At 49.6% G+C, this 19,315-nt stretch carries 15 protein-coding genes; 10 read left to right on the top strand and 5 right to left on the bottom strand.

Annotated features, from left to right (window positions below; all coding sequences use genetic code 11):
• Positions 1-510 precede the first annotated feature (510 nt).
• The 5 genes from DZK30_RS12985 to DZK30_RS12965 all read left to right on the top strand — a co-directional run bounded on the left by DZK30_RS12985 (position 511) and on the right by DZK30_RS12965 (position 6,000).
• Entirely contained in the window at positions 511-909 is a 399-nt protein-coding gene (locus DZK30_RS12985) for a helix-turn-helix domain-containing protein (protein ID WP_118974544.1), read from the top strand.
• Positions 910-972: 63 nt separating this feature from the next.
• Positions 973-2,400 carry a leucyl aminopeptidase family protein gene (locus DZK30_RS12980; protein WP_205529431.1) on the top strand — a complete coding sequence of 476 codons (1,428 nt, stop codon included), beginning with the start codon at positions 973-975 and terminating at the stop codon, positions 2,398-2,400.
• 318 nt (positions 2,401-2,718) lie between these two features.
• Positions 2,719-4,842: a S46 family peptidase gene (locus DZK30_RS12975; RefSeq protein ID WP_205529430.1), complete on the top strand. Its 2,124-nt coding sequence runs from the start codon at positions 2,719-2,721 to the stop codon at positions 4,840-4,842.
• 268 nt (positions 4,843-5,110) lie between these two features.
• Complete coding sequence (locus tag DZK30_RS12970; protein ID WP_118974542.1) at positions 5,111-5,629, top strand: Dps family protein; 519 nt, start codon at positions 5,111-5,113, stop codon at positions 5,627-5,629.
• A gap of 41 nt (positions 5,630-5,670) precedes the next feature.
• Positions 5,671-6,000 carry a phosphoribosylpyrophosphate synthetase gene (locus tag DZK30_RS12965; protein WP_118974541.1) on the top strand — a complete coding sequence of 110 codons (330 nt, stop codon included), beginning with the start codon at positions 5,671-5,673 and terminating at the stop codon, positions 5,998-6,000.
• Positions 6,001-6,138: 138 nt separating this feature from the next.
• Here the strand turns inward: DZK30_RS12965 and DZK30_RS12960 are convergent, their stop codons facing one another.
• Together DZK30_RS12960 and DZK30_RS12955 are read right to left on the bottom strand one after the other, a co-directional pair.
• Positions 6,139-6,984 carry a methyltransferase domain-containing protein gene (locus DZK30_RS12960; RefSeq protein ID WP_118974540.1) on the bottom strand — a complete coding sequence of 282 codons (846 nt, stop codon included), beginning with the start codon at positions 6,982-6,984 and terminating at the stop codon, positions 6,139-6,141.
• Entirely contained in the window at positions 6,984-8,057 is a 1,074-nt protein-coding gene (locus tag DZK30_RS12955; protein WP_118974539.1) for a glycosyltransferase family 4 protein, read from the bottom strand. The genes DZK30_RS12960 and DZK30_RS12955 overlap by 1 nt, the downstream gene beginning before the upstream one ends.
• Positions 8,058-8,283: 226 nt before the next feature.
• Here DZK30_RS12955 and DZK30_RS12950 point away from each other — a divergent pair, with 226 nt between their 5' ends.
• Both DZK30_RS12950 and DZK30_RS12945 read left to right on the top strand, forming a co-directional pair.
• The gene (locus tag DZK30_RS12950) at positions 8,284-9,336 is read left to right on the top strand and encodes a glycosyltransferase family 4 protein (RefSeq protein ID WP_118974538.1); all 1,053 of its coding nucleotides are present in this window, start codon (positions 8,284-8,286) and stop codon (positions 9,334-9,336) included.
• A 17-nt stretch (positions 9,337-9,353) separates the two neighbouring features.
• Positions 9,354-11,189: an ABC transporter ATP-binding protein gene (locus DZK30_RS12945; RefSeq protein ID WP_118974537.1), complete on the top strand. Its 1,836-nt coding sequence runs from the start codon at positions 9,354-9,356 to the stop codon at positions 11,187-11,189.
• A gap of 130 nt (positions 11,190-11,319) precedes the next feature.
• On the opposite strand, the gene DZK30_RS25840 is transcribed toward DZK30_RS12945, so the two are convergent.
• Together DZK30_RS25840 and DZK30_RS12940 are read right to left on the bottom strand one after the other, a co-directional pair.
• Positions 11,320-11,493 (bottom strand): hypothetical protein, encoded by a 174-nt coding sequence (locus tag DZK30_RS25840; protein ID WP_162903060.1) that lies wholly within the window; start codon positions 11,491-11,493, stop codon positions 11,320-11,322.
• Positions 11,494-11,574: 81 nt separating this feature from the next.
• Positions 11,575-11,754 carry a hypothetical protein gene (locus DZK30_RS12940; protein ID WP_118974536.1) on the bottom strand — a complete coding sequence of 60 codons (180 nt, stop codon included), beginning with the start codon at positions 11,752-11,754 and terminating at the stop codon, positions 11,575-11,577.
• Positions 11,755-12,022: 268 nt separating this feature from the next.
• Between DZK30_RS12940 and DZK30_RS12935 the strand changes: the two genes are divergently transcribed.
• Positions 12,023-13,975 carry a tetratricopeptide repeat-containing sensor histidine kinase gene (locus DZK30_RS12935; protein WP_118974535.1) on the top strand — a complete coding sequence of 651 codons (1,953 nt, stop codon included), beginning with the start codon at positions 12,023-12,025 and terminating at the stop codon, positions 13,973-13,975.
• On the top strand, positions 13,972-14,589 hold the full coding sequence (locus tag DZK30_RS12930) for a response regulator (protein WP_118974534.1): 618 nt from the start codon (positions 13,972-13,974) through the stop codon (positions 14,587-14,589). The genes DZK30_RS12935 and DZK30_RS12930 overlap by 4 nt, the downstream gene beginning before the upstream one ends.
• A gap of 370 nt (positions 14,590-14,959) precedes the next feature.
• On the opposite strand, the gene pruA is transcribed toward DZK30_RS12930, so the two are convergent.
• Complete coding sequence (gene pruA, locus DZK30_RS12925; RefSeq protein WP_118974533.1) at positions 14,960-16,585, bottom strand: L-glutamate gamma-semialdehyde dehydrogenase; 1,626 nt, start codon at positions 16,583-16,585, stop codon at positions 14,960-14,962.
• A gap of 271 nt (positions 16,586-16,856) precedes the next feature.
• Here pruA and DZK30_RS12920 point away from each other — a divergent pair, with 271 nt between their 5' ends.
• Positions 16,857-19,196 (top strand): PKD domain-containing protein, encoded by a 2,340-nt coding sequence (locus tag DZK30_RS12920; protein ID WP_118974532.1) that lies wholly within the window; start codon positions 16,857-16,859, stop codon positions 19,194-19,196.
• Positions 19,197-19,315 lie beyond the last annotated feature (119 nt).

Raw genomic sequence — 19,315 nt, 5'->3', positions numbered from 1 at the left:
GGACAAAATGTTAAAATATCTGTTTATTAAGGTTAAATTTTCAGATAGCAAAAGTATCCATTTGTGTTACCGTAAAGGGGACGCTTTTAGGTAGGTAAGGGGGCGCAAAATGACTTATATTTAATATTATTATGCAAAATGCATAATACACCCCCACATTCATGCCCCCTTCAAAAGAAATATTTTAATAGCGATGATTAATTTCATAATATTTCCCGATTCAACAAAGAAGAACTTTGAATTGTTACAATTCTATGATTATAAATTAATTATTAACATTAAAACAACTGTTCTTTTATTCGAAAAACAATAAATAATGATGCCATTGATAAATAATGAGTATCCGTAATAACTAAGGGATAACCCTGATTTAGCACCATAATGCTTTTCATTTTGCATTATAACCTAAAATATATTTCTATCTTGCAGCACCAATCCACCACAACCAAGCCATTTAACCAAGGGCACTACAGGAGACAAATTTGTTAAAATTTAATCTCGAATTGCTATATGATTTTGGCCAATATCCGTACGAATATTAAAAGACTACGCCGCTTCAGAGGGATTACACAAAGAGAAATGGCTATGCGCCTCTATATGGACGAGCGCACCTATGCCAAGATGGAAAGAGGTGTTAATAAATCTATGGATGTAAGGCTCCTTTCCTCTATTGCCGACATTCTGAAGACCGACCTTGCCACCTTGCTGCAGCATACAGCGGCATCTGAGGAAAGGGAGGAAAGCCTTCCGCAGGAGGGGGCGCCAGCTGCTGCGGCACCCGACAGCGAGCAAACCCTGATACAAGAGATCCGGTCGCTGAAAGAAGAATTAAAAGCCCTGATCGATTTCCAGAAGAAGGCGATACAGCTGCTGGCGCTGGCCGTTCCCGATCCAATACTGGAACGTTGAACCGGCGTACGACCTGGAGGTATAATTGCTATTTTTGCGCTTTGATCACTCTAATAGCAAGCTATGTTCTTCAGAATGCACAAAAGCCCCAAAGGGCAGCTGATCTATATCACCGACAACGCCAGCCAGTTCAGGAACGCCGGGCTCACCAAGGAAGAAACGACCTACCTGGAACTGCAGATCAGGAACGAGCAAAAGATCATTTCCTTCAACCGGTTCGAATACCAGATATACCTTATCTACCTTACACCAAAAAAGGAAAGCTATCAAAGCCGGGAAACCTTGCGCAAGCTGGGCGCCGAGCTTCAGCAACTACTGCAGAAAAGCAAGGCCAAAGAGATCACTATTACCAATCTCAGTACCGAACCGGTCGCCGCTTATCTTGTTGCGGAAGGCCTTACCCTCGCCGCCTACCAGTTCCTTAAGTATAAATCCGACGCCCGCAAGATCACCCACACACTCACCGATATCGGCTTCGAAAAACAAAGCATTACCCTTAAAGATCTGAAACAGCTCCAGGCCGTATGCGAGGCAGCCTACCTGGTGCGCACACTGGTCAATGAGCCGCTTAGCTTCCTCACCGCGGAGCAACTGTCAAAGGAGATCACCAATATCGGTAAGGAAGCCGGCTTCCGGGTGAACGTACTGGGCAAAGCTAAAATAGAGCAGCTCAATATGGGCGGCCTGCTGGCGGTGAACCGCGGCAGCATATTGCCACCGACCTTTACCATTATGGAGCACCGCCCTACCCGCGTGATCAATAAGAACCCGATAGTGTTGGTAGGCAAAGGCATTGTATACGATACCGGTGGTCTCAGCCTCAAGCCTACGCCCAATTCGATGGATCGTATGAAAAGCGACATGAGCGGCGCTGCGCTGGTAACCGGCGTGCTGTATGTAGCGGCACAGCTCGATCTTCCCCTGCACCTGGTGGGCTTGATACCCGCCACCGAAAACCGCCCGGGCGAAAATGCCTATGTGCCCGGCGATGTGATCACCATGTACAGCGGCACTACGGTCGAGGTGCTGAATACCGATGCAGAAGGCCGCCTGGTGCTCGCCGATGCCCTGCACTATGCCAAAAAATACAGGCCGGAGCTGGTGCTCGACTTCGCTACCCTCACCGGCGCTGCCTCCGTAGCCATAGGTGATGTGGGCATCGTAACCATGGGTACAGCGGCCGACACGATCAAGCAACAGCTGCACCAAAGCGGCTTTAACCAATACGAGCGCCTGGTAGAATATCCCTTATGGGAAGAATACGGCGACTTGATCAAATCCGACATTGCCGACCTGAAAAATATCGGCGGCCCTTCGGGCGGCGCCATCACCGCCGGCAAATTCCTGGAGCATTTTACCGATTATCCCTGGATGCATTTTGACATTGCCGGGGTATCCCATATCCTGACACGGAAAGACTACCGTACCGCCGGTGGCACGGCCTACGGCATGCGCATGGTGGTCGATTTCCTGCTGAATTATTGTAAATAGATGAGTGAGTATCCCGATATAGGAAACAGGATACAAATTGCTACCGGTTAACGGTTACTAAGCCTGTCCGAAGCATCATCTTTGTCCTTTCGGCCAGCTCAAGGACCGGCTTCGTTTCCTACATCGGGATAGTCGGAAATAGATATTGCACCATCGTGTTGGCATGTAGTGATATTGCCCACAACATCGCTATATGCCAACACCGCCACATTATTATGCATTTTATCATATTGTTTTCCCCGCTAAAGGGGTGAGAAACGGCACCGAACATTTTATATTTTTGCAGGCATGAAAAAAATTCTATTAAGCATATTCGCGATGTCCGCGCTTTTTTCTGCCAGGGCAGACGAAGGCATGTGGATCCCCATGCTCATCGGTAAAAATTACGATGAGATGCAGCGCATGGGTCTTAAGCTCACCGCCGAAGATCTTTACAGCGCCAATCATTCCAGCCTTAAGGATGCCATCGTACATTTCGGCGGCGGCTGCACCGGCGAGATCATTTCCCCCAACGGCTTGCTGATCACCAACCACCACTGTGGCTACGGTAGCATAGCCGAGCTGAGCACTGTGGAAAACAACTACCTCGAGAACGGTTTCTGGGCCAAAAGCTTCGATGAGGAGATTGCTGCTCCGGGCCTTTCGGTCAAGTTCCTGGTACGCATGGAAGATGTGACCAATCAAATGCTGAAGGCCGGCGAGAACAGCCCTTCGGAGGAGAAAAAGAAAAAGGCAATGGACAAGGTAAAAGAAGAGCTGGAAAAAAAGGCCAACGAGAATGGCCGCTACAGCGCTTCCGTTACCTCCTATTTCAACGGCAACCAATATATCCTGCTGGTATACCAGGTATTTAACGATGTGCGCATGGTAGGAACGCCCCCAAAATCATTGGGCAAATACGGCGGCGACACCGACAACTGGATGTGGCCCCGTCATACCGCCGACTTCTCTATGTTCCGCGTGTACGCCGATAAGAACAATAACCCGGCGCCTTATTCCAAAGCTAATGTACCTTATAAACCCAAGCAGTTCCTGCCGGTATCGACCCAGGGTGTGAAGGAAAACGATTTTGCCATGGTAATGGGCTATCCCGGCCGTACCAATCGCTATGAAACCTCCTATGGTGTGGACATGGCGATCAACGAGGTCAATCCTTCCATTGTAAAGATCAGGGATATGCGTCTTGGCATCATGCGTAACTATATGCGCAAAGATCCGGCGGTAAACCTGAAATTGGCATCGAGCTATGCCCGTATCGCCAACTATTGGAAATACTTCATAGGCCAGACCGAGCAGCTAAAGCGCCTGCGGGTGATCGACGAAAAACAGCGCCAGGAGCAGGATTTCACCTCATGGGCCAAAGCCACGAACAGGGATTACGAAGACCTCATGAACCAATATGCGCGTGCCTATACTGAATACCGGCCCTATGCCAAGCACAATGTCTACTATACCGAATGCTTCATGGGATCGGGCCTGGCCAGGCTGGCGGCAAAGACCAACAAGCTGCACCAGCTGCTTTCCGACAGGAAGACCAAGGCCGAAGAGATAGGCAAGGAAGTAGCCGAGTTGCGCAAGGCAAGGAAAGAGGTGATGAAAGATTTTGTACCGGCAGCCGAACAGGAGATGCTGGCGCGTACAGCTGAGCTGTTTTATAAGGATGTTCCTCACGGGCAGCAGCCCGACTTTTACCAGCGGTTTATCTTCAAACAATTTGGCAATAGCGACTGGACCAAGACTTTCAACGATTTTGCCAACTATGCCTTCCTCAACACCTTCCTGCTCGACGAGGTTAAGTTTGAGAACTTTTGTTCAGACCCCAGCCTCGAAAAGCTGGATGCCGATCCGGCAGTGCAATATGCGCTAAGCTTTGTCAATAACTACGAGCAGAACTACAAGCCGCGCCAGGAGCAGTTTGGCAAGACCAAAGAAAGCCTGAGCCAGCAATACATCAAAGGGCTGATGCAGAAGAACCAGGGCAAGCTGTTCTATCCCGATGCCAACAGCACTATGCGTATTACCTACGGTACCGTAGGAGGTTATCATCCGCAGGACGCCGTGACCTATGATTACTACACCACTATAGACGGACTGCTGGATAAGTATAAGCCCGGCGACGAAGAGTTTGACCTGCCCCAGAACTTTCTGGACCTTTGCAAAACCAAAGAATATGGCCGCTACGCCAATGCCAATGGCGAACTGGTAACCTGCTTCATCACCAACAACGATATTACCGGCGGCAATAGTGGCAGCCCGGTGATCAACGGTAGCGGCGAGCTGCTGGGCCTGGCTTTCGATGGCAACTGGGAGGCGATGAGCGGCGATATCGCCTTCGACAAAAAATACAAGAGGACTATCGTGGTCGATATCCGCTTTGTGTTGTGGCTCATCGACAAATACGGTGGTGCCAACAACCTCATCGGCGAGATGAAATTGAATTAATACCCGACAACCGGCTTTATATATCCCCCGCAGATTGCCTGTGGGGGATTTTTTCTTCGCCACCGGCCAATTCGCCAGGGAAAAGTCTGTCCCGGGAAAACGAAACCACCCTCAAAAGACAGCTTTCTTTCTGTAGCAGGCTTTATAGATATATTCAATCGGATGAACTGAAAATTAACACGTTGAAAGGTGTAGCTACCTTGGCAAACCTTTTTAATTTTGATTTGTCATTTTATCTAACACAATCACAACACAAATCAAAGTACACATGGCAAAGACTTCATCAAAATCAAAAACGAATGAGGCCGGCTTAACCGAGGCCAATATCGGCATCAGCGCCGGTAACAAACAGGCGGTAGCCGATGAGCTGAATAAATTGCTCGCCGATGAGTTCCTGCTTTATACCAAAACCAGGAAATTCCATTGGAATGTGGAAGGCGCCCAGTTCCACGACCTGCACCTGTTTTTTGAAAAGCAATACAACCAACTGGCCAATATCATGGATGAAGTAGCGGAACGTATCCGTAAGATCGGCCACTATGCGCTGGGCTCTATGAAGCATTTTTTGCAGGAGGCTTCTTTGCTGGAAAATGAAGACGCCGGTACCAGCTCGGCCAATATGCTGCAGCAATTACTGGACGACCACGAAACCATTATCCGCAGGCTGCGCAGCGATATCGATAAGTTTCAGGAAAAATACAAAGACGCCGGTAGCGCCGATTTTATTACCGGGCTTGTGGAGCAGCACGAAACAATGGCCTGGATGCTGCGCGCTACGGCCAAATAGCAGCGCTACAGCACTTTTTTGATCCACTAAAACCATTCGTTATGGCAGATATACAAGAAATAAACGAACACCCCGATTTTTCAACCGTAACCGATGCCATTGCCTGGCTGGAAAAGAAAGGTTATACTTACGATTTCAACCTCGACAACGACTGCCTGAGCTACGAAGGGGGACAAAAAAGATTGAATCCTGAAGACTTCAATATTGACAGGGTCTTTCGCTTTGAAGGCATTACCGATCCCGGAGATGAAAATGTGGTCTATGCCATTTCATCGGAGAACCACGACGTAAAAGGGATATTGATGAATGCCTTTGGCGTCTATGCCGATCCCGTATCCGACAGAATGATCAAAAAGCTGGCGACACATTAACGTAAGAATATAAACGCCAAATGGGGCTGTTCCAAAAGTAGGGACGGCCCCATTTGCATTCAGACCGAAGGATGCTATCTTGCGCATAGGCATCCTCTCTGTTGCTATGCCGGGTACTTCCGGAAGCAAACACCCGGCTCAGAAAAAACGCTTCTTTTTTTGTATGATGAGCCCTATCGACGTGACCACAAATTCATTAAGCTGCAGCTTAAGGTGTACTTGCTCCATATGGGGAAATACATCGACATCAAAATCCTGCGGAAGCCCGCCCAGGGAATAATCCAGCTCTTCCACAAAATGCCCTTCCTTCCTCAGGCATGCGGCCAGCTGCTCCAGGTCTTTCATCCGGAAAATAACCGTATCGCCGCTTTCCAGCGTATGATCGTTAGAAGAGATATTGAATTCGGTGGTATGCACCGCCCATCCGCCGGGCCTTAGCGTACGCAACTGGTTTTTCAAAAAAGCGATGCCCCTCGAAATGCTACCCAGGTGCTCAAAGGAGCAGCTGGACCAGTTGAAATCAAAATTCCTGAGTGTTGCCGGAATATGATTCATATCCACAGCCCTGTACTGCACATGCTTTTGCAAGGTTGCCTCATCGGTCAGGCCTCTTTTGTTGAGGGAGGCGAGGCCGCGGCATAGCTGGTCGCCGTTTGCCCAGCCTTTTGCTTCTCCCTCTCCCGTAAAAATATCCGTAGCCAGTATGTCGCAGCCGTAATTGGCAAATAACGACGGCAAGGGCTCCGTTCCTACAGCAAAAACAAGTCCTTTTTTGCCCGGTGCAATACAGCCCCGCTCCCACAGCGCCTGCATGATGTATACAAACTCCCACTGCTTCCGGTGAAAGCGGGCAGGCTCCCGCAATTCCGCAACCCATCGCCGGAACCATTCAGCCTGCCAGTCCATAGCCTTACAGAGTTCAGATCTTCTGCGATCCCCTCCCCTGTTCAAGTTGGTATTCCATTTCTTGCCGGTATCGCTCATTAGTCTATCAGGGATTGGTATACATTTATATACTGTGCAGCGCTTTTTTGCCAGTTGAAGGCATGGCCGCGCGCCATAACGGCTGGCCCCATACCAAGCCTGCGAAAGGTTGCCATTCCATCACTAAAGACCTGCTGCAAATGCGTTTCTTCAAAAGAAGAAAAATAAAAAGCGATATCGCCGCCGATCTCCGTCAACGCTGTACGGTTGGACAGGAAAAGTGGTTTACCAAAATGCATTGCCTCCACTACCGGAGCGCCAAAACCTTCGGCCAGCGATGGGTGCACAAAGGCCAGGCAATTAGCAAGGTACCAGCTCTTCTCTGCTTCGGGCACAGGGCCAGTCAGCCTTAGCTGGTCAGACACCTGCATGGCTTCCGCAGCGGTCTTCATAGCAGATACGTAATCGGGATCATCCAGCCGGCCGGCAATCACCAGCTCCAGCCCGGGGTTATGCTTCAATAACGGGAGCAGTACATGAAAATTTTTTTTCCGGTTCACATATCCCATTCCGAAGAGAAAAGGTCTGTTCCCGCTTACCTGCTGCGGTACACTGGGTTCGGCATGCAAGCGGTGAATGCCATTGTGTATCACCACAACCGGTTTGTTCCCCGTAGCGCAATGCTTCAGCACATCACTTTTGGTAAACTCAGAGATACATACGATCGCATCGCTTTGATCGATCAATCCCTGCGTATGCAAAAGGCTGCGTTGCTGCTCTTCCTGCGGTTTGCCTTCATGCAGGGGGTTCAGGTCGTGGATTGTAAGCAATACTTTAATACCGGGGTGTCTTTTTTTGTCAGGGATCATCCGCCCCGACTGGAAAGGTGCATGCCATACAGCACAGCTATTCAGAAAAGGCCGCCATAGCCTATGCCAGGCACGCTCTGTAATCGCGTTCACTTTTCCCTCAAAAGCCTCTTTCTGCTGCGGTGGTACATACATTTTCAAAGCTAAATTCCCCATCTGTGGTAATAGCTGATTTACCGCCAGGCCTACATTAAGACAATAGTGGTACAAGCCGGAGTGGGCATGTTTCATCAGGTCGCAATCCAGTATTATAGTATGCATCATTTTTCAGATCAACTGGATACGGTGTAAATAATACATGTAGCGATCCAGGCTTCAAATAAACGCATTTAAATTAAATATGAGTGGAAATTCAGACAGTGAAAATCCCGTTTCAGCTAGCCCAACAATGATGTTACACTTTATTACCATGTATTTTGTGACAGGTTTTCTAAAAACACAACCCTTTTGTGATGAAATTTTCACAAGGATGAAGACAGAATAATAAAGCATGAAACATATCGTATTCGATTGCGAACGGATGAAGTACAGCAATACCGGTCTGTATCATTATTGCCTTAACCTGGGTCTTCATATAGCCCGGCAGCAGGATCCGGCGAGGGAGCAGATGGCATTCTTTATTCCTCCCAATGCTGTGCCGGCTTTCCAGGGCCCTGTATTGTACCAGCATCCTCTCCGGAAGTTCCTCATGCCCGCGCTGCGTTCTTTTGATATCTGGCACGGTACCTACCAGAACTCCGATTACCTGCCGTTCCGGAACCGGAGGATCAAGGTAGTGCTGAGCATACACGATCTCAATTTCCTTTACGAACCGAAGAGCAAAGCCAAAAAAGAGCGGTACCTGCGACACCTGCAGGCCAATATCGATAGAAGCGATGCCATCGTCTGCGTATCCCGTTTCTGCTACGATGATGTACAACGGCACTGCGACACCGGCAACAAGCAGGTTTATACGATCCACAATGGAACCAACCACCTGGAGCAGCCGTCTTTATTCCCCTATTCTTACAAACCGGCAAGGCCTTTCCTGTTCTCCCTCGGTACCCTTTGCGCCAAGAAGAATTTCCATGTGCTGCTGCCCCTACTAAGGCAACAGGAACAGATGGAGCTGTTGATTGCAGGGCCGCGACAGGATAGCGATTATGAATCCCTTATCCACCGCATAGCCAGTGATCTGGGGGTAAGTCACCGGCTCCGGATGCTGGGCAACATATCGGAAAATGAAAAATCCTGGTATTACCACAACTGCTACGCATTCGTATTGCCCTCTCTCGCCGAGGGTTTTGGCCTCACAGTAATGGAAGCGATGTCGGTTGGTAAGCCCGTCTTCCTGTCGGGGCGCACAGCCTTACCTGAAATAGGCCGCGATGCCGCCTTTTACTTTCATGATTTCAGCGAAGACCATATGAACAGCGTCTTTTCCGATGGTATGGCCCGCTACCGGCTACAGGAAATGCGGGACCAGATACAAAAACGAAGCGAATCTTTTTGCTGGAAAAAGGCAGCAACCGCTTATCTGGAAGTTTATCGTACTTTATACTAATACCTAACATTACCCTTATGAAGATATACCGCCGTTTACTGCAATATGTGAGGCCTTTCCACCGGTTTATTTTTCCCTTTTTCGCATTTACCCTGTTGGGTGTCTTTTTCGGTATCTTCCAGTTTGCGCTCATTATACCTCTGCTCAATTTTCTTTTTGATCCCGTCAATACAGCCGATGCCACCGCTTACGCCACTGCGCCGTCGTTTGAATGCTCTGCTTCTTTCTTTAAAAGTTATTTCTATCACCTGATATACCATTTCAAAACGAGCAACCCGGCATATGCGCTTTATTTCCTCGCCATAATGATCGTGTCGGCGGTACTGCTGACCAATATTTTCCGTTACCTGGCCCAACGCTGCCTCATCAACACAAGGACCTTGCTGGTAAAGCGTCTGAGGGAAGCCCTTTTCGAAAAGATCAACCAATTGCACCTGGGGTATTTTACCCGGGAGCACAAGGGAGACCTTATTTCCAGGTTGAATACGGATGTGTACGGGATAGAAGGCGCCGCCGCGAGCTCACTGGAAGTATTGTTCAAGGAGCCTTACGTGATGATCGGTTACTTCATCGCGCTCTTTGCCATATCGGCAAAACTTACCTTATTTACCCTTATCATTATCCCTGTCTCTGCGCTGGCTATTGCAGCGGTTACCAGAAAGCTGCGCAGGGAAGCCAAGGACGTACAGGCTTCGGCGGGCCGTCTGCTCACACTCATCGATGAATCCCTGCTGGGCATGCGTATTATAAGGGCGTTCAATGCTACCGGCTTTGTTGTAAAAAGATTTAGCAGGGAAAATGATTTTTACCGCAAAGCCAGCCTGGCATCCTTCAACAAAAGGGAGCTGGCGCCGGCTTTTTCAGAGGCCGCCGGCGTGCTGGTCGTGGCCTGTATCCTCGTTTATGGCGGTGGACTGGTGCTGGCCCGTAACAACGGCCTGCAGGCCAGCGCTTTTATCGCTTTCATCGCCATATTTTCCCAGGTCATCCGTCCGGCAAAGGCTATTGTGACGGCCTTGTCCAATATGCAGACGGGACGGGCGTCGGGCGAGCGTATATTGGAAATACTGGATAAAAAAGTGGAGGTGGCAGATGCTCCCGATGCGATACCGCTGCCGGCTTTCTGCCGGGAGATAACCTTCGATGGCGTAGGCTTTGGCTATACAGACAAGCCTGTGCTGAAAGGAATAAACATCAGGATCGAAAAAGGGAAAACCATTGCCCTTGTAGGGCCATCAGGCGTAGGGAAGTCGACCATTGCCGACCTGATCCCGCGGTTCTACGATGTTACCGGGGGCGCGGTGATGATCGATGGTAAAAACGTAAAGCAGTATACTATGGAGTCCCTGCGTAGCCATATGAGCTTTGTAACACAGGAGATCATTCTTTTTAACGATACCATATTCAACAATATTGCCCTCGGACATCCGTCTGCACGCATGGAAGATGTGGTGCATGCGGCCAGGGCGGCTAATGCGCATGCCTTTATTATGGATACGGAAGAGGGCTACCATACCGTCATCGGCGACCGTGGCATGCGTCTTTCCGGCGGTCAGCGGCAGCGCCTCAGCATTGCCAGAGCGGTATTTAAAGATCCATCCATATTGATACTGGACGAAGCGACATCAGCATTGGATACCGAATCGGAGCGACTGGTGCAGGATGCCCTGAACAACCTGATGAAAGGCCGTACCACTATTGTGATCGCACACCGGCTAAGCACGATCAAAGAAGCCGATGAGATTATCATACTCCAGGATGGCGAGATCGTAGAACAAGGTAGCCACACAGAACTGATGAACAACGAGTCGGGCAGCTATTACCGGCTTACCCAGCTACAAAGCATCGCCTGATCTGCTTTCAGAGCAAGAATACGACAGGCTTTGCGCTTCTTATCTTTCGCAATTTTGCTACTGTGTCTCCTAAAAAGAACACGAGGGGCTATCCACGTTACCAGATAGCCCCTCGCCTCCAAAGGAATGTTTATTTAGGGCATCCTTTCTGGCCCGGCATAGAGATACAGCTGTCGCAGGTCCATCCGCCGCCCTTGCCGGTATTGGCATTGGCTCTCTGCAGACCACCCCATACCTGGTTCGTGGCCGTGAGCTGAACGATTTGCTTTTTGCCCAGGTCGAGTTTTTGCAGGTTCTTTTTCATGACTTTAGTTTTATAGGGGTTACAGGATAAATGAGGAAACAAAGATCGCTTCCGGTAATGCTGTTGCAGCAGATAGAACGACTACTTAGGGCATCCTTTCTGGCCGGGCATAGTGATGCAGCTATCGCAGGTCCAGCCACCACCTTTACCGGTATTGCCGGAGGTATTGGGTTTTCGCAGACCGCCCAATACCAGGTCGGCAGCGATGAGTGGAACGATTTGCTTTTTGCGCAGGTCGAGTTTTTTCAGGGTCTTTTTCATGTTTACTGTTTAAAGGGTTAAGAAATAATGATAGCGCAAAACTCGTACAGGCCTGCCGTTGTTCTTCTCCTGTTTTTAGGGGATTTTTTGTCCCCTGCCGCAAACTACCCGGCAAGGGCATTTTTATGCTATATGGCTACAATACTCCTGGCCTGGGCCCGGGGCGATACACTGCAGGTTTGGCTATCCGCGTCTTCGTTGAATAAAATGTCAGCATATAATTTCCTATTTTTAAACGGCAATGAGCCTGATCCCGTAAAAATGATCCATGAAAAAAGCAGCTATCATTTTGGGTCTGCTATCCAATATGGCTTTCGCCCGGCAGGAAAATGCGAAAGACAGCCTGCAGCGTCTTATAGCTGTTGCGCGCCAGGATACGGCCACCGTTTCCCTGTATTATAGCTATGGGGCTTTGCTTGAAGAAAAGGATGGAGACTCTGCGCTATACTATTATCGTAAGGCGCAACAACTAGCACAGGCAATAGGCTACAGGAGAGGAGAAGCGGCCTATGCCGGTAATGCCATCACTGTGCTCAACAATAAGGGGCAGTTCCGGAAAGCACTGGATGATTCAAAAAAGGCCCTGGAAATCTATAAGCAAATAGGCAGTCCCAGAGACCTGGCAGTGGCTAATCTGAACGTCGGCAGCGAATGGCAGTACCTGTCCGATTTTAATGCTGCGGCCGCACATTACCTCGAATCCAAAAAATACGCAGAACAGATCGCTGATATAAAGCTGCAACGCCTCGCTAACAATAACCTCGCTGCGGTATTCCTGTCCCTGGCACAATTTGAAAAAGCGAAGCAATATGCACAACGTGCATTGCAGTATGCGCAGCAGCTGAAGGATGATATGGCAGTAGCTTCCAGCCTGTACAACCTGGCTACTGCGGCGGTATACCTGAAGCAGTACGATACGGCGCTCGTGCTATTTCATAAGATAGAAAACATAGCTGGGGAGCAGCACGATGATATCTCGTTCCTCGATGCCTGGCTGGGCAAAGCCGGCGTCTATAGCGGGCAAAACAATAGCGTTCCCGCCGCATACTATTTCGATAAGGTGATTGCCCTTTCCAGGCAAAAGCAGGTACCGGAATACGAAATGTATGCCTATATGGGCAAGGCTGATCTCTATATACAAACCCGCAACTTTGCGTTGGCCGAGAAGGCCATACAGCAGGGGTTACAGCTGGCAATACAGCTCGAAACAAAGTATGAGCGGAAGGACTTATTGCTTAAGGCGGCAACGCTCAATGAGCACAGGGGAAATTACAAAGTGGCCCTTGCTTACCAGAAGCAGGCACAGGCCTTAAATGATTCTATTATCGGTGAAAAAAACCAAACCGTTATCAGCAACAACGAGGCCAGGTATGAATTTGAAAAAAACCAGGCGGCCATCAAATCACTACAAGCCGATAAGAAACTATATCAATTAACCCTCCGGCAGCACAAAAGCATTACCCTGGCCCTGGGCATTGGAGCCCTGCTGCTACTGCTGCTCGCCTTGCTGATCTACCGGAACATCAAGAACAAGCAAAAGATACAAAAGCAACGCATCGCCGAGCTGGAAAGAGAAAAAAAACTAACGGCCAGCGAAGCTATTCTTAAGGGAGAAGAGCAGGAACGGTCGCGCCTGGCCAAAGACCTGCACGACGGGCTGGGCGGCATGCTCTCGGGGATAAAGCACTCCCTGGGCACGATCAAGGCCAGTGTGGCTATGGAAGCAGAACAAGGGAAAACATTTGACTACAGCATTCATATGCTGGACCATTCTATAACGGAGATGCGCCGGGTGGCACACAATATGATGCCGGAATCCTTAACGAAATTTGGCCTGGATGCTGCGCTGAGCGATTTCTGCAACCAGCTGTCGGTAAGCGGCGTAGTGGCGGTTTCCTATCTCTCTATGGGTCTGGAAAAGGTTCCTGTTGAACATTCCCTCGCTATTACCGTATACAGGATAGTGCAGGAGCTGCTGAACAATGCCATCAAACATGCTTCGGCACGCAAAGTAATGGTACAGGCAACCCGGGAAGCCGGCCTGCTAACGCTTACCGTAGAAGACGACGGTAAAGGATTTGATGTCGATGCATTAAAAACAGCTGAAGGGATCGGCTGGAAAAATATCCGCTCACGGCTGGACTACCACAACGGCAAGCTGCATATACAATCTGCGCCATCGGTCGGGACTTCCGTATTCATTGAATTCATTGCACGATGAAAACAAAGCTGTTTATAGTAGATGATCACTACATGGTGATTGAGGGCATCAGGTCGATGCTGGAGCAGGAACCGCAGATCGATTGGCTGGGATATGCCTATAACGCGGCAGCCTGTTTATCTTATCTCCGGACACAGACACCGGATGTTATCCTGATGGATATTAACCTACCGGATACCAGCGGCATCGAGCTTTGCGGAGAGGTGCTGCAACGCTATCCCGGCGTAAAAGTTATCGGTTTAAGCACGTTTAACCAGCTCAGCTTTATCTCCAGGATGCTGGACAAGGGCGCATCGGGCTACCTGCTTAAGAATGCATCAAAGGCAGAGATACTGAAAGCCATAGAGACCGTAATGCAACGCAGGCAATACCTGAGCCTGGAGGCCTCCGAAATGATCAAAAAGAACGAAACGGCCGATGCCCCTGTGCTCACACGACGGGAAACAGAGGTACTGCAGCTTATTGCCGAGGGCATGACCAATGCAGAGATGGCAGAGCGGCTGTTTGTAAGCACAACGACCATCGATACCCACAGAAAGCACTTGCTGGCAAAATTCAATGTAAAGAATACGGCGGTCTTGATCCGGCTGGCTACACAAATGAAATTTGTATAGAAGCGCTGCCGGGCAAAGGCCTATTTGCAGCGATTTCATTTCTTTAACCGCAAAGGGCGCTAAGGAATAATTCTTATTTAAACGCAAAGCACGCAAAGTAAGGAAGAGCTTCGCGTCCTTTGCGCAACCTTTGCTTCTTTGCGGTTATTTCTTTTTTTATTTTAACCGCAAAGGGCGCTAAGGAATAAATCTTTTTTAAACGCCAAGCACACAAAGTAAGGAGGTGCTTCCTGTTCTTTGCGCAACCTTTGCTTCTTTGCGGTGATTTCTTTTCCTTTTTAGTCGCAAAGGGAAAATGCTAAAAGGCTGTCGGATGCTTCGTTTCAAGCATCCAACAGCCTTTTATTTATCCTGGAAAAATCCGCCTTCTTTATTGATGGAAAGGATAACGGTAATTGGTTACCGGCACATATGTTTCCTTGATCGTACGGGCGCTCAGCCAGCGGAACAGGTTCAGGATGGAACCGGCCTTATCGTTGGTACCGGAAGCGCGGGCGCCGCCAAAAGGCTGCTGTCCGACTACGGCTCCCGTAGGCTTATCGTTGATATAGAAGTTACCTGCGGCATTCACCAGCTTCTTTGTCAGCAACTCGATCACAGCCCTGTCATGGGCAAAGATAGCGCCGGTAAGGGCATAACCCGAAGTGTGGTCTACCTTGTCGAGCAATTGTTCCCACTGGCTTGCCTCGTAGGTATGGATGGTAAGCACAGGGCCAAACAGTTCTTCGCACATGGTCACATAATCAGGATTGGTAGCTTCGATCACGGTAGGCTCGATAAAGTAGCCTTTGCTCTTATCGTAGCTACCGCCGTGTATAATCTTAGCCTCGCTGCTATCCTTCACACCATCGATGTATTTCACCAGGCTGTTGAACGATTTTTCGTCGATCACGGCATTGATAAAGTTGGTGAAATCATCCACTGGTCCCATTTTCAGGGTCTTCAACTCGGCGATGAATTTACTTTTGATCTCTTCGGCCAGGTTGGAAGGCAGGTAGGCTCGTGAAGCCGCGGAGCATTTTTGCCCCTGGTATTCGAAAGCGCCGCGCACCAGGTTGGCTACTACAGCGTCCACATCAGCCGAAGGATGTACAAAAACAAAATCCTTACCACCGGTCTCACCTACAATACGGGGATAAGATTTATACTTGGCAATATTGTTGCCGATGCTCTTCCACATGCCCTGGAATACGCCGGTAGAACCGGTAAAATGCACCCCGGCAAAATCCGGATGGTCAAAGCATATCTCGCCTACCACCGGACCGCTTGTATATACCAGGTTGATCACGCCATCGGGCAAACCGGCTTCCCTCAGTATCTCCATGAATACGGAAGCGGAATAGATCTGGGTATTGGCAGGTTTCCACACCACCACATTGCCGCACATAGCCGGCGCAGTAGGCAGGTTGCCGCCGATAGCCGTAAAGTTGAAGGGCGTTACTGCCAGCACAAAACCCTCCAGCGCACGGTATTCCATACGATTGTTGAAGCCTTCGGGAGAAATAGGTTGTTGCTTATAGATATCGCTCAGGAAATGAACATTGAAACGCAGGAAGTCGATCAGCTCACAGGCGCTGTCGATCTCAGCCTGGTAGGCATTCTTGCTTTGTCCCAGCATGGTGGCGGCGTTCATGCGGAAACGGTATTTGGTGGCCAGCAGCTCTGCAGCCTTCATAAACACGGCCGCACGGTGCTCCCAGCTGGTCGCAGCCCATTGCTCACGGGCCGCCAGTGCAGCGGCGATCGCGTCTTTAACATGGCTCGCATCGCCTTCGTGAAAATGGCCCAGCAGGTGGGCCGTTTCGTGTGGCGGACGGATTGCCTGTGTTTTACCTGTACGTACCTCTTTGCCATTGATATACATGGGAATATCGCGTTGCTGGCCTTTGAGCTCGGCAATAGCTTTCTTAAGATTTTCAGCGTCGGCCGAACCGGGTGCATAGCTGCGTACCGGCTCATTCTTCGGCTCGGCGAAATAGAAATATCCGTTGTTCATATAGATGTTTAAAAATTTTAAGCTATGGAAACCGCAAAGTTAATTATTAATTGCAGAGGGACAGCCAGGCAGAAAATTTATACCCGGATAGGCTTTGTCTAAAGCTTATTGTACGACTGGTACCTGGTTTTTTGGTACGACCGGCACCTGGTTTCCCGATAATTCACGGCATGGACAGGCTTTTTCCTAAAAAAAGCGAATAGGATAAGGGTTTCGTTGCGCTGTTCACATCTTACTTAAGACCAAATTTCGATCACTAAAAAAAAGGAACATGAAAAAATGTATTATGGCACTCCTCTGCCTGGCATGCTTCAGTCCAGCTTTATTGCGCGCACAGTGCAATCCTCAATTCAGCTGGGCCTCAGCGCCGTCAGGCAACGACCTTTTAAAGGTCAATTTTACCAACACTAGCCCCGGCAGCTATCCGCCTGGTAGCGTGCCTCATTTCACCCTGTATTTCGGCGACAACAGCAGCCAGCACAATTTCAACACGACTACCAGCCACAATTACGCAGCGCCCGGGACCTACAATGCTATGCTCCGGATTGAGCTGCACGACAGCCTCAACCCGGCTGCAACCTGCATCGACACTATCTTTCATCAGGTAACGGTAGGCTACTCTCCCTGCGCTACCTATGTAACTACCATCAACAATGGTGGCGGCTCCTTTACCATGTCGGCCACCACGCCGGCCGGTACCCCGGGCATGACCTATTCCTGGAACTTCGGCGACGGCGGTACCGCGACAGGCAGCCCCGTAACCCACACTTACGCAGTAGGCGGCAGTTACAACCTTACCCTCCAGGCCACCGGAGGCGGATGTACCTACAACAACGGGCAGAATATCTACATTCCCGGCCTGAACTGCGATTCCCTGCATGCCAATTTCTATGCAACAGTATCGGGTAGCACCGCACAATTCATCAATACTTCTACCAGCAGTACGACAGCCTTTATAAACGGCGCGAGCTGGAGCTTTGGCGATGGCGGCTCCTCTACCCAGCTGCAGCCTTTACATACCTATGCAGCTCCCGGTACTTATACAGTTACCCTGATCAATCGCTGGGTAGACTCTATGACCATGACCCAGTATTGCAGCGATACCATAACCCACAACATTACGATCACCGGCGGTGGCAGCAGCAACGTATGTGATTCCCTGCACGCCGACTATACCGTTTCTCTTTTGGGCGGTACTACTGCACAATTTCACAATACATCCAATGCGCTGAACAATGTATTTGTGAGCAGCGCCAGCTGGCATTTTGGCGATGGTAGCACCTCTACACAGTATAGCCCCTCACATACCTATGCCGCTCCCGGTGTATATGCCGTTACATTGATCAGCAACTGGACAGATTCTCTGAATATGACCCAAATCTGCTCCGATAGCGTGACCTACAATATTACGATCACCGGCGGTGGCAGCAGCAACGTATGTGATTCCCTGCACGCCAATTTTACCTATGCGGTTTCGGGTAATACCGTCAATTTTACCAATACTTCCAATAGTGTGGGCACGATGGCGCTCAATGGCACCAACTGGCATTTTGGCGACGGCACCTCATCGTCATTATATCATCCGTCGCACACTTATTCAGCACCTGGCAGCTATACCGTTACCCTTTTTGATACCTGGGTAGACTCTTTTACAATGGCACAGTATTGCCACGACAGCATTAGCTATACGATAGTCGTAGGTGGCCAAAATAACGAGATCTCCGGTAATATTTACTACGACTCCCTGAGCATCGGCAATCCTACCGATTCATTTAAAGTATGGCTGATCCGGTACGACAGCACAGCCAATACGCTTACTGCCATCGATTCGCTTTACCGCAGCATTTACAATCCGCATTACGGCTTCCATAATGCGCCTGCAGGCACTTATTATGTAAAAGCAGCGGTTCTGGGTCAAACACCCGGCACTACCGGCTTCATTCCTACCTACCATTATTCCAGCCCATACTGGGGTAGCGCTACGCCCATATTCCACAGCGGCGGCGCTAGTCTGCACCGGGATATCGTTATGCTGACCGGTACTGTAACCTCAGGCCCGGGCTTTGTAGGCGGCAATATCAGCATGGGTGCGGGTAAGGGCACCGCAACAGGCGTAGCCGATATGCTGGTGCTGCTACGCGATAATACCAACAAGGTGATCGCATCGGTTTATACCAATGCCGACGGCGACTACGCCTTCAGCAATATACCCGAAGGCAGCTATACCGTATATCCCGAAGCGATGAACTACAGAACTACCCCTTCTGCGACCATTACACTCGCAGCAGGACACTACAGTAGTAACGGCAACGATTTCGGACAAACGGAAGATGAGATCATTCCGAAACATGGTCTTGGCATTAGCCGCCTGGGTAAGGAAGACGGTATTAATGTATACCCCAATCCCGTAACACAAACCCTGTACCTGGATTGTAAGAACGGCAAGTACAGCGAGCTGAGCCTGGTTAACGTGCTGGGTCAGACCGTATATCATCAGCCGATCCATTCCGGTATCAACAAAGTAGAGACCGGACACCTGAATGCCGGCATCTATTACCTGCTCATCAAGGGCAGCGAAGGCGCCCGCTCGATGCAGATCAGCAAGCAATAAACCGTGTTTTGTTTGGCAATAGTAGAGAGGCTGCCCTTATGGGTGGCCTCTTCTTTTTTGCGGGATATAATGTTTTAACGATTTGACCAGCCTGGATATTAAAAGACGAAAAATGTCGA

The sequence above is a fragment of the Taibaiella koreensis genome (assembly GCF_003545715.1).
In the GTDB taxonomy this organism is placed as follows: Bacteria; Bacteroidota; Bacteroidia; order Chitinophagales; family Chitinophagaceae; genus Taibaiella; species Taibaiella koreensis.
Note: the sequence above shows the minus strand (reverse complement) of the source record. Positions and strands in the feature narration are given on the sequence as shown.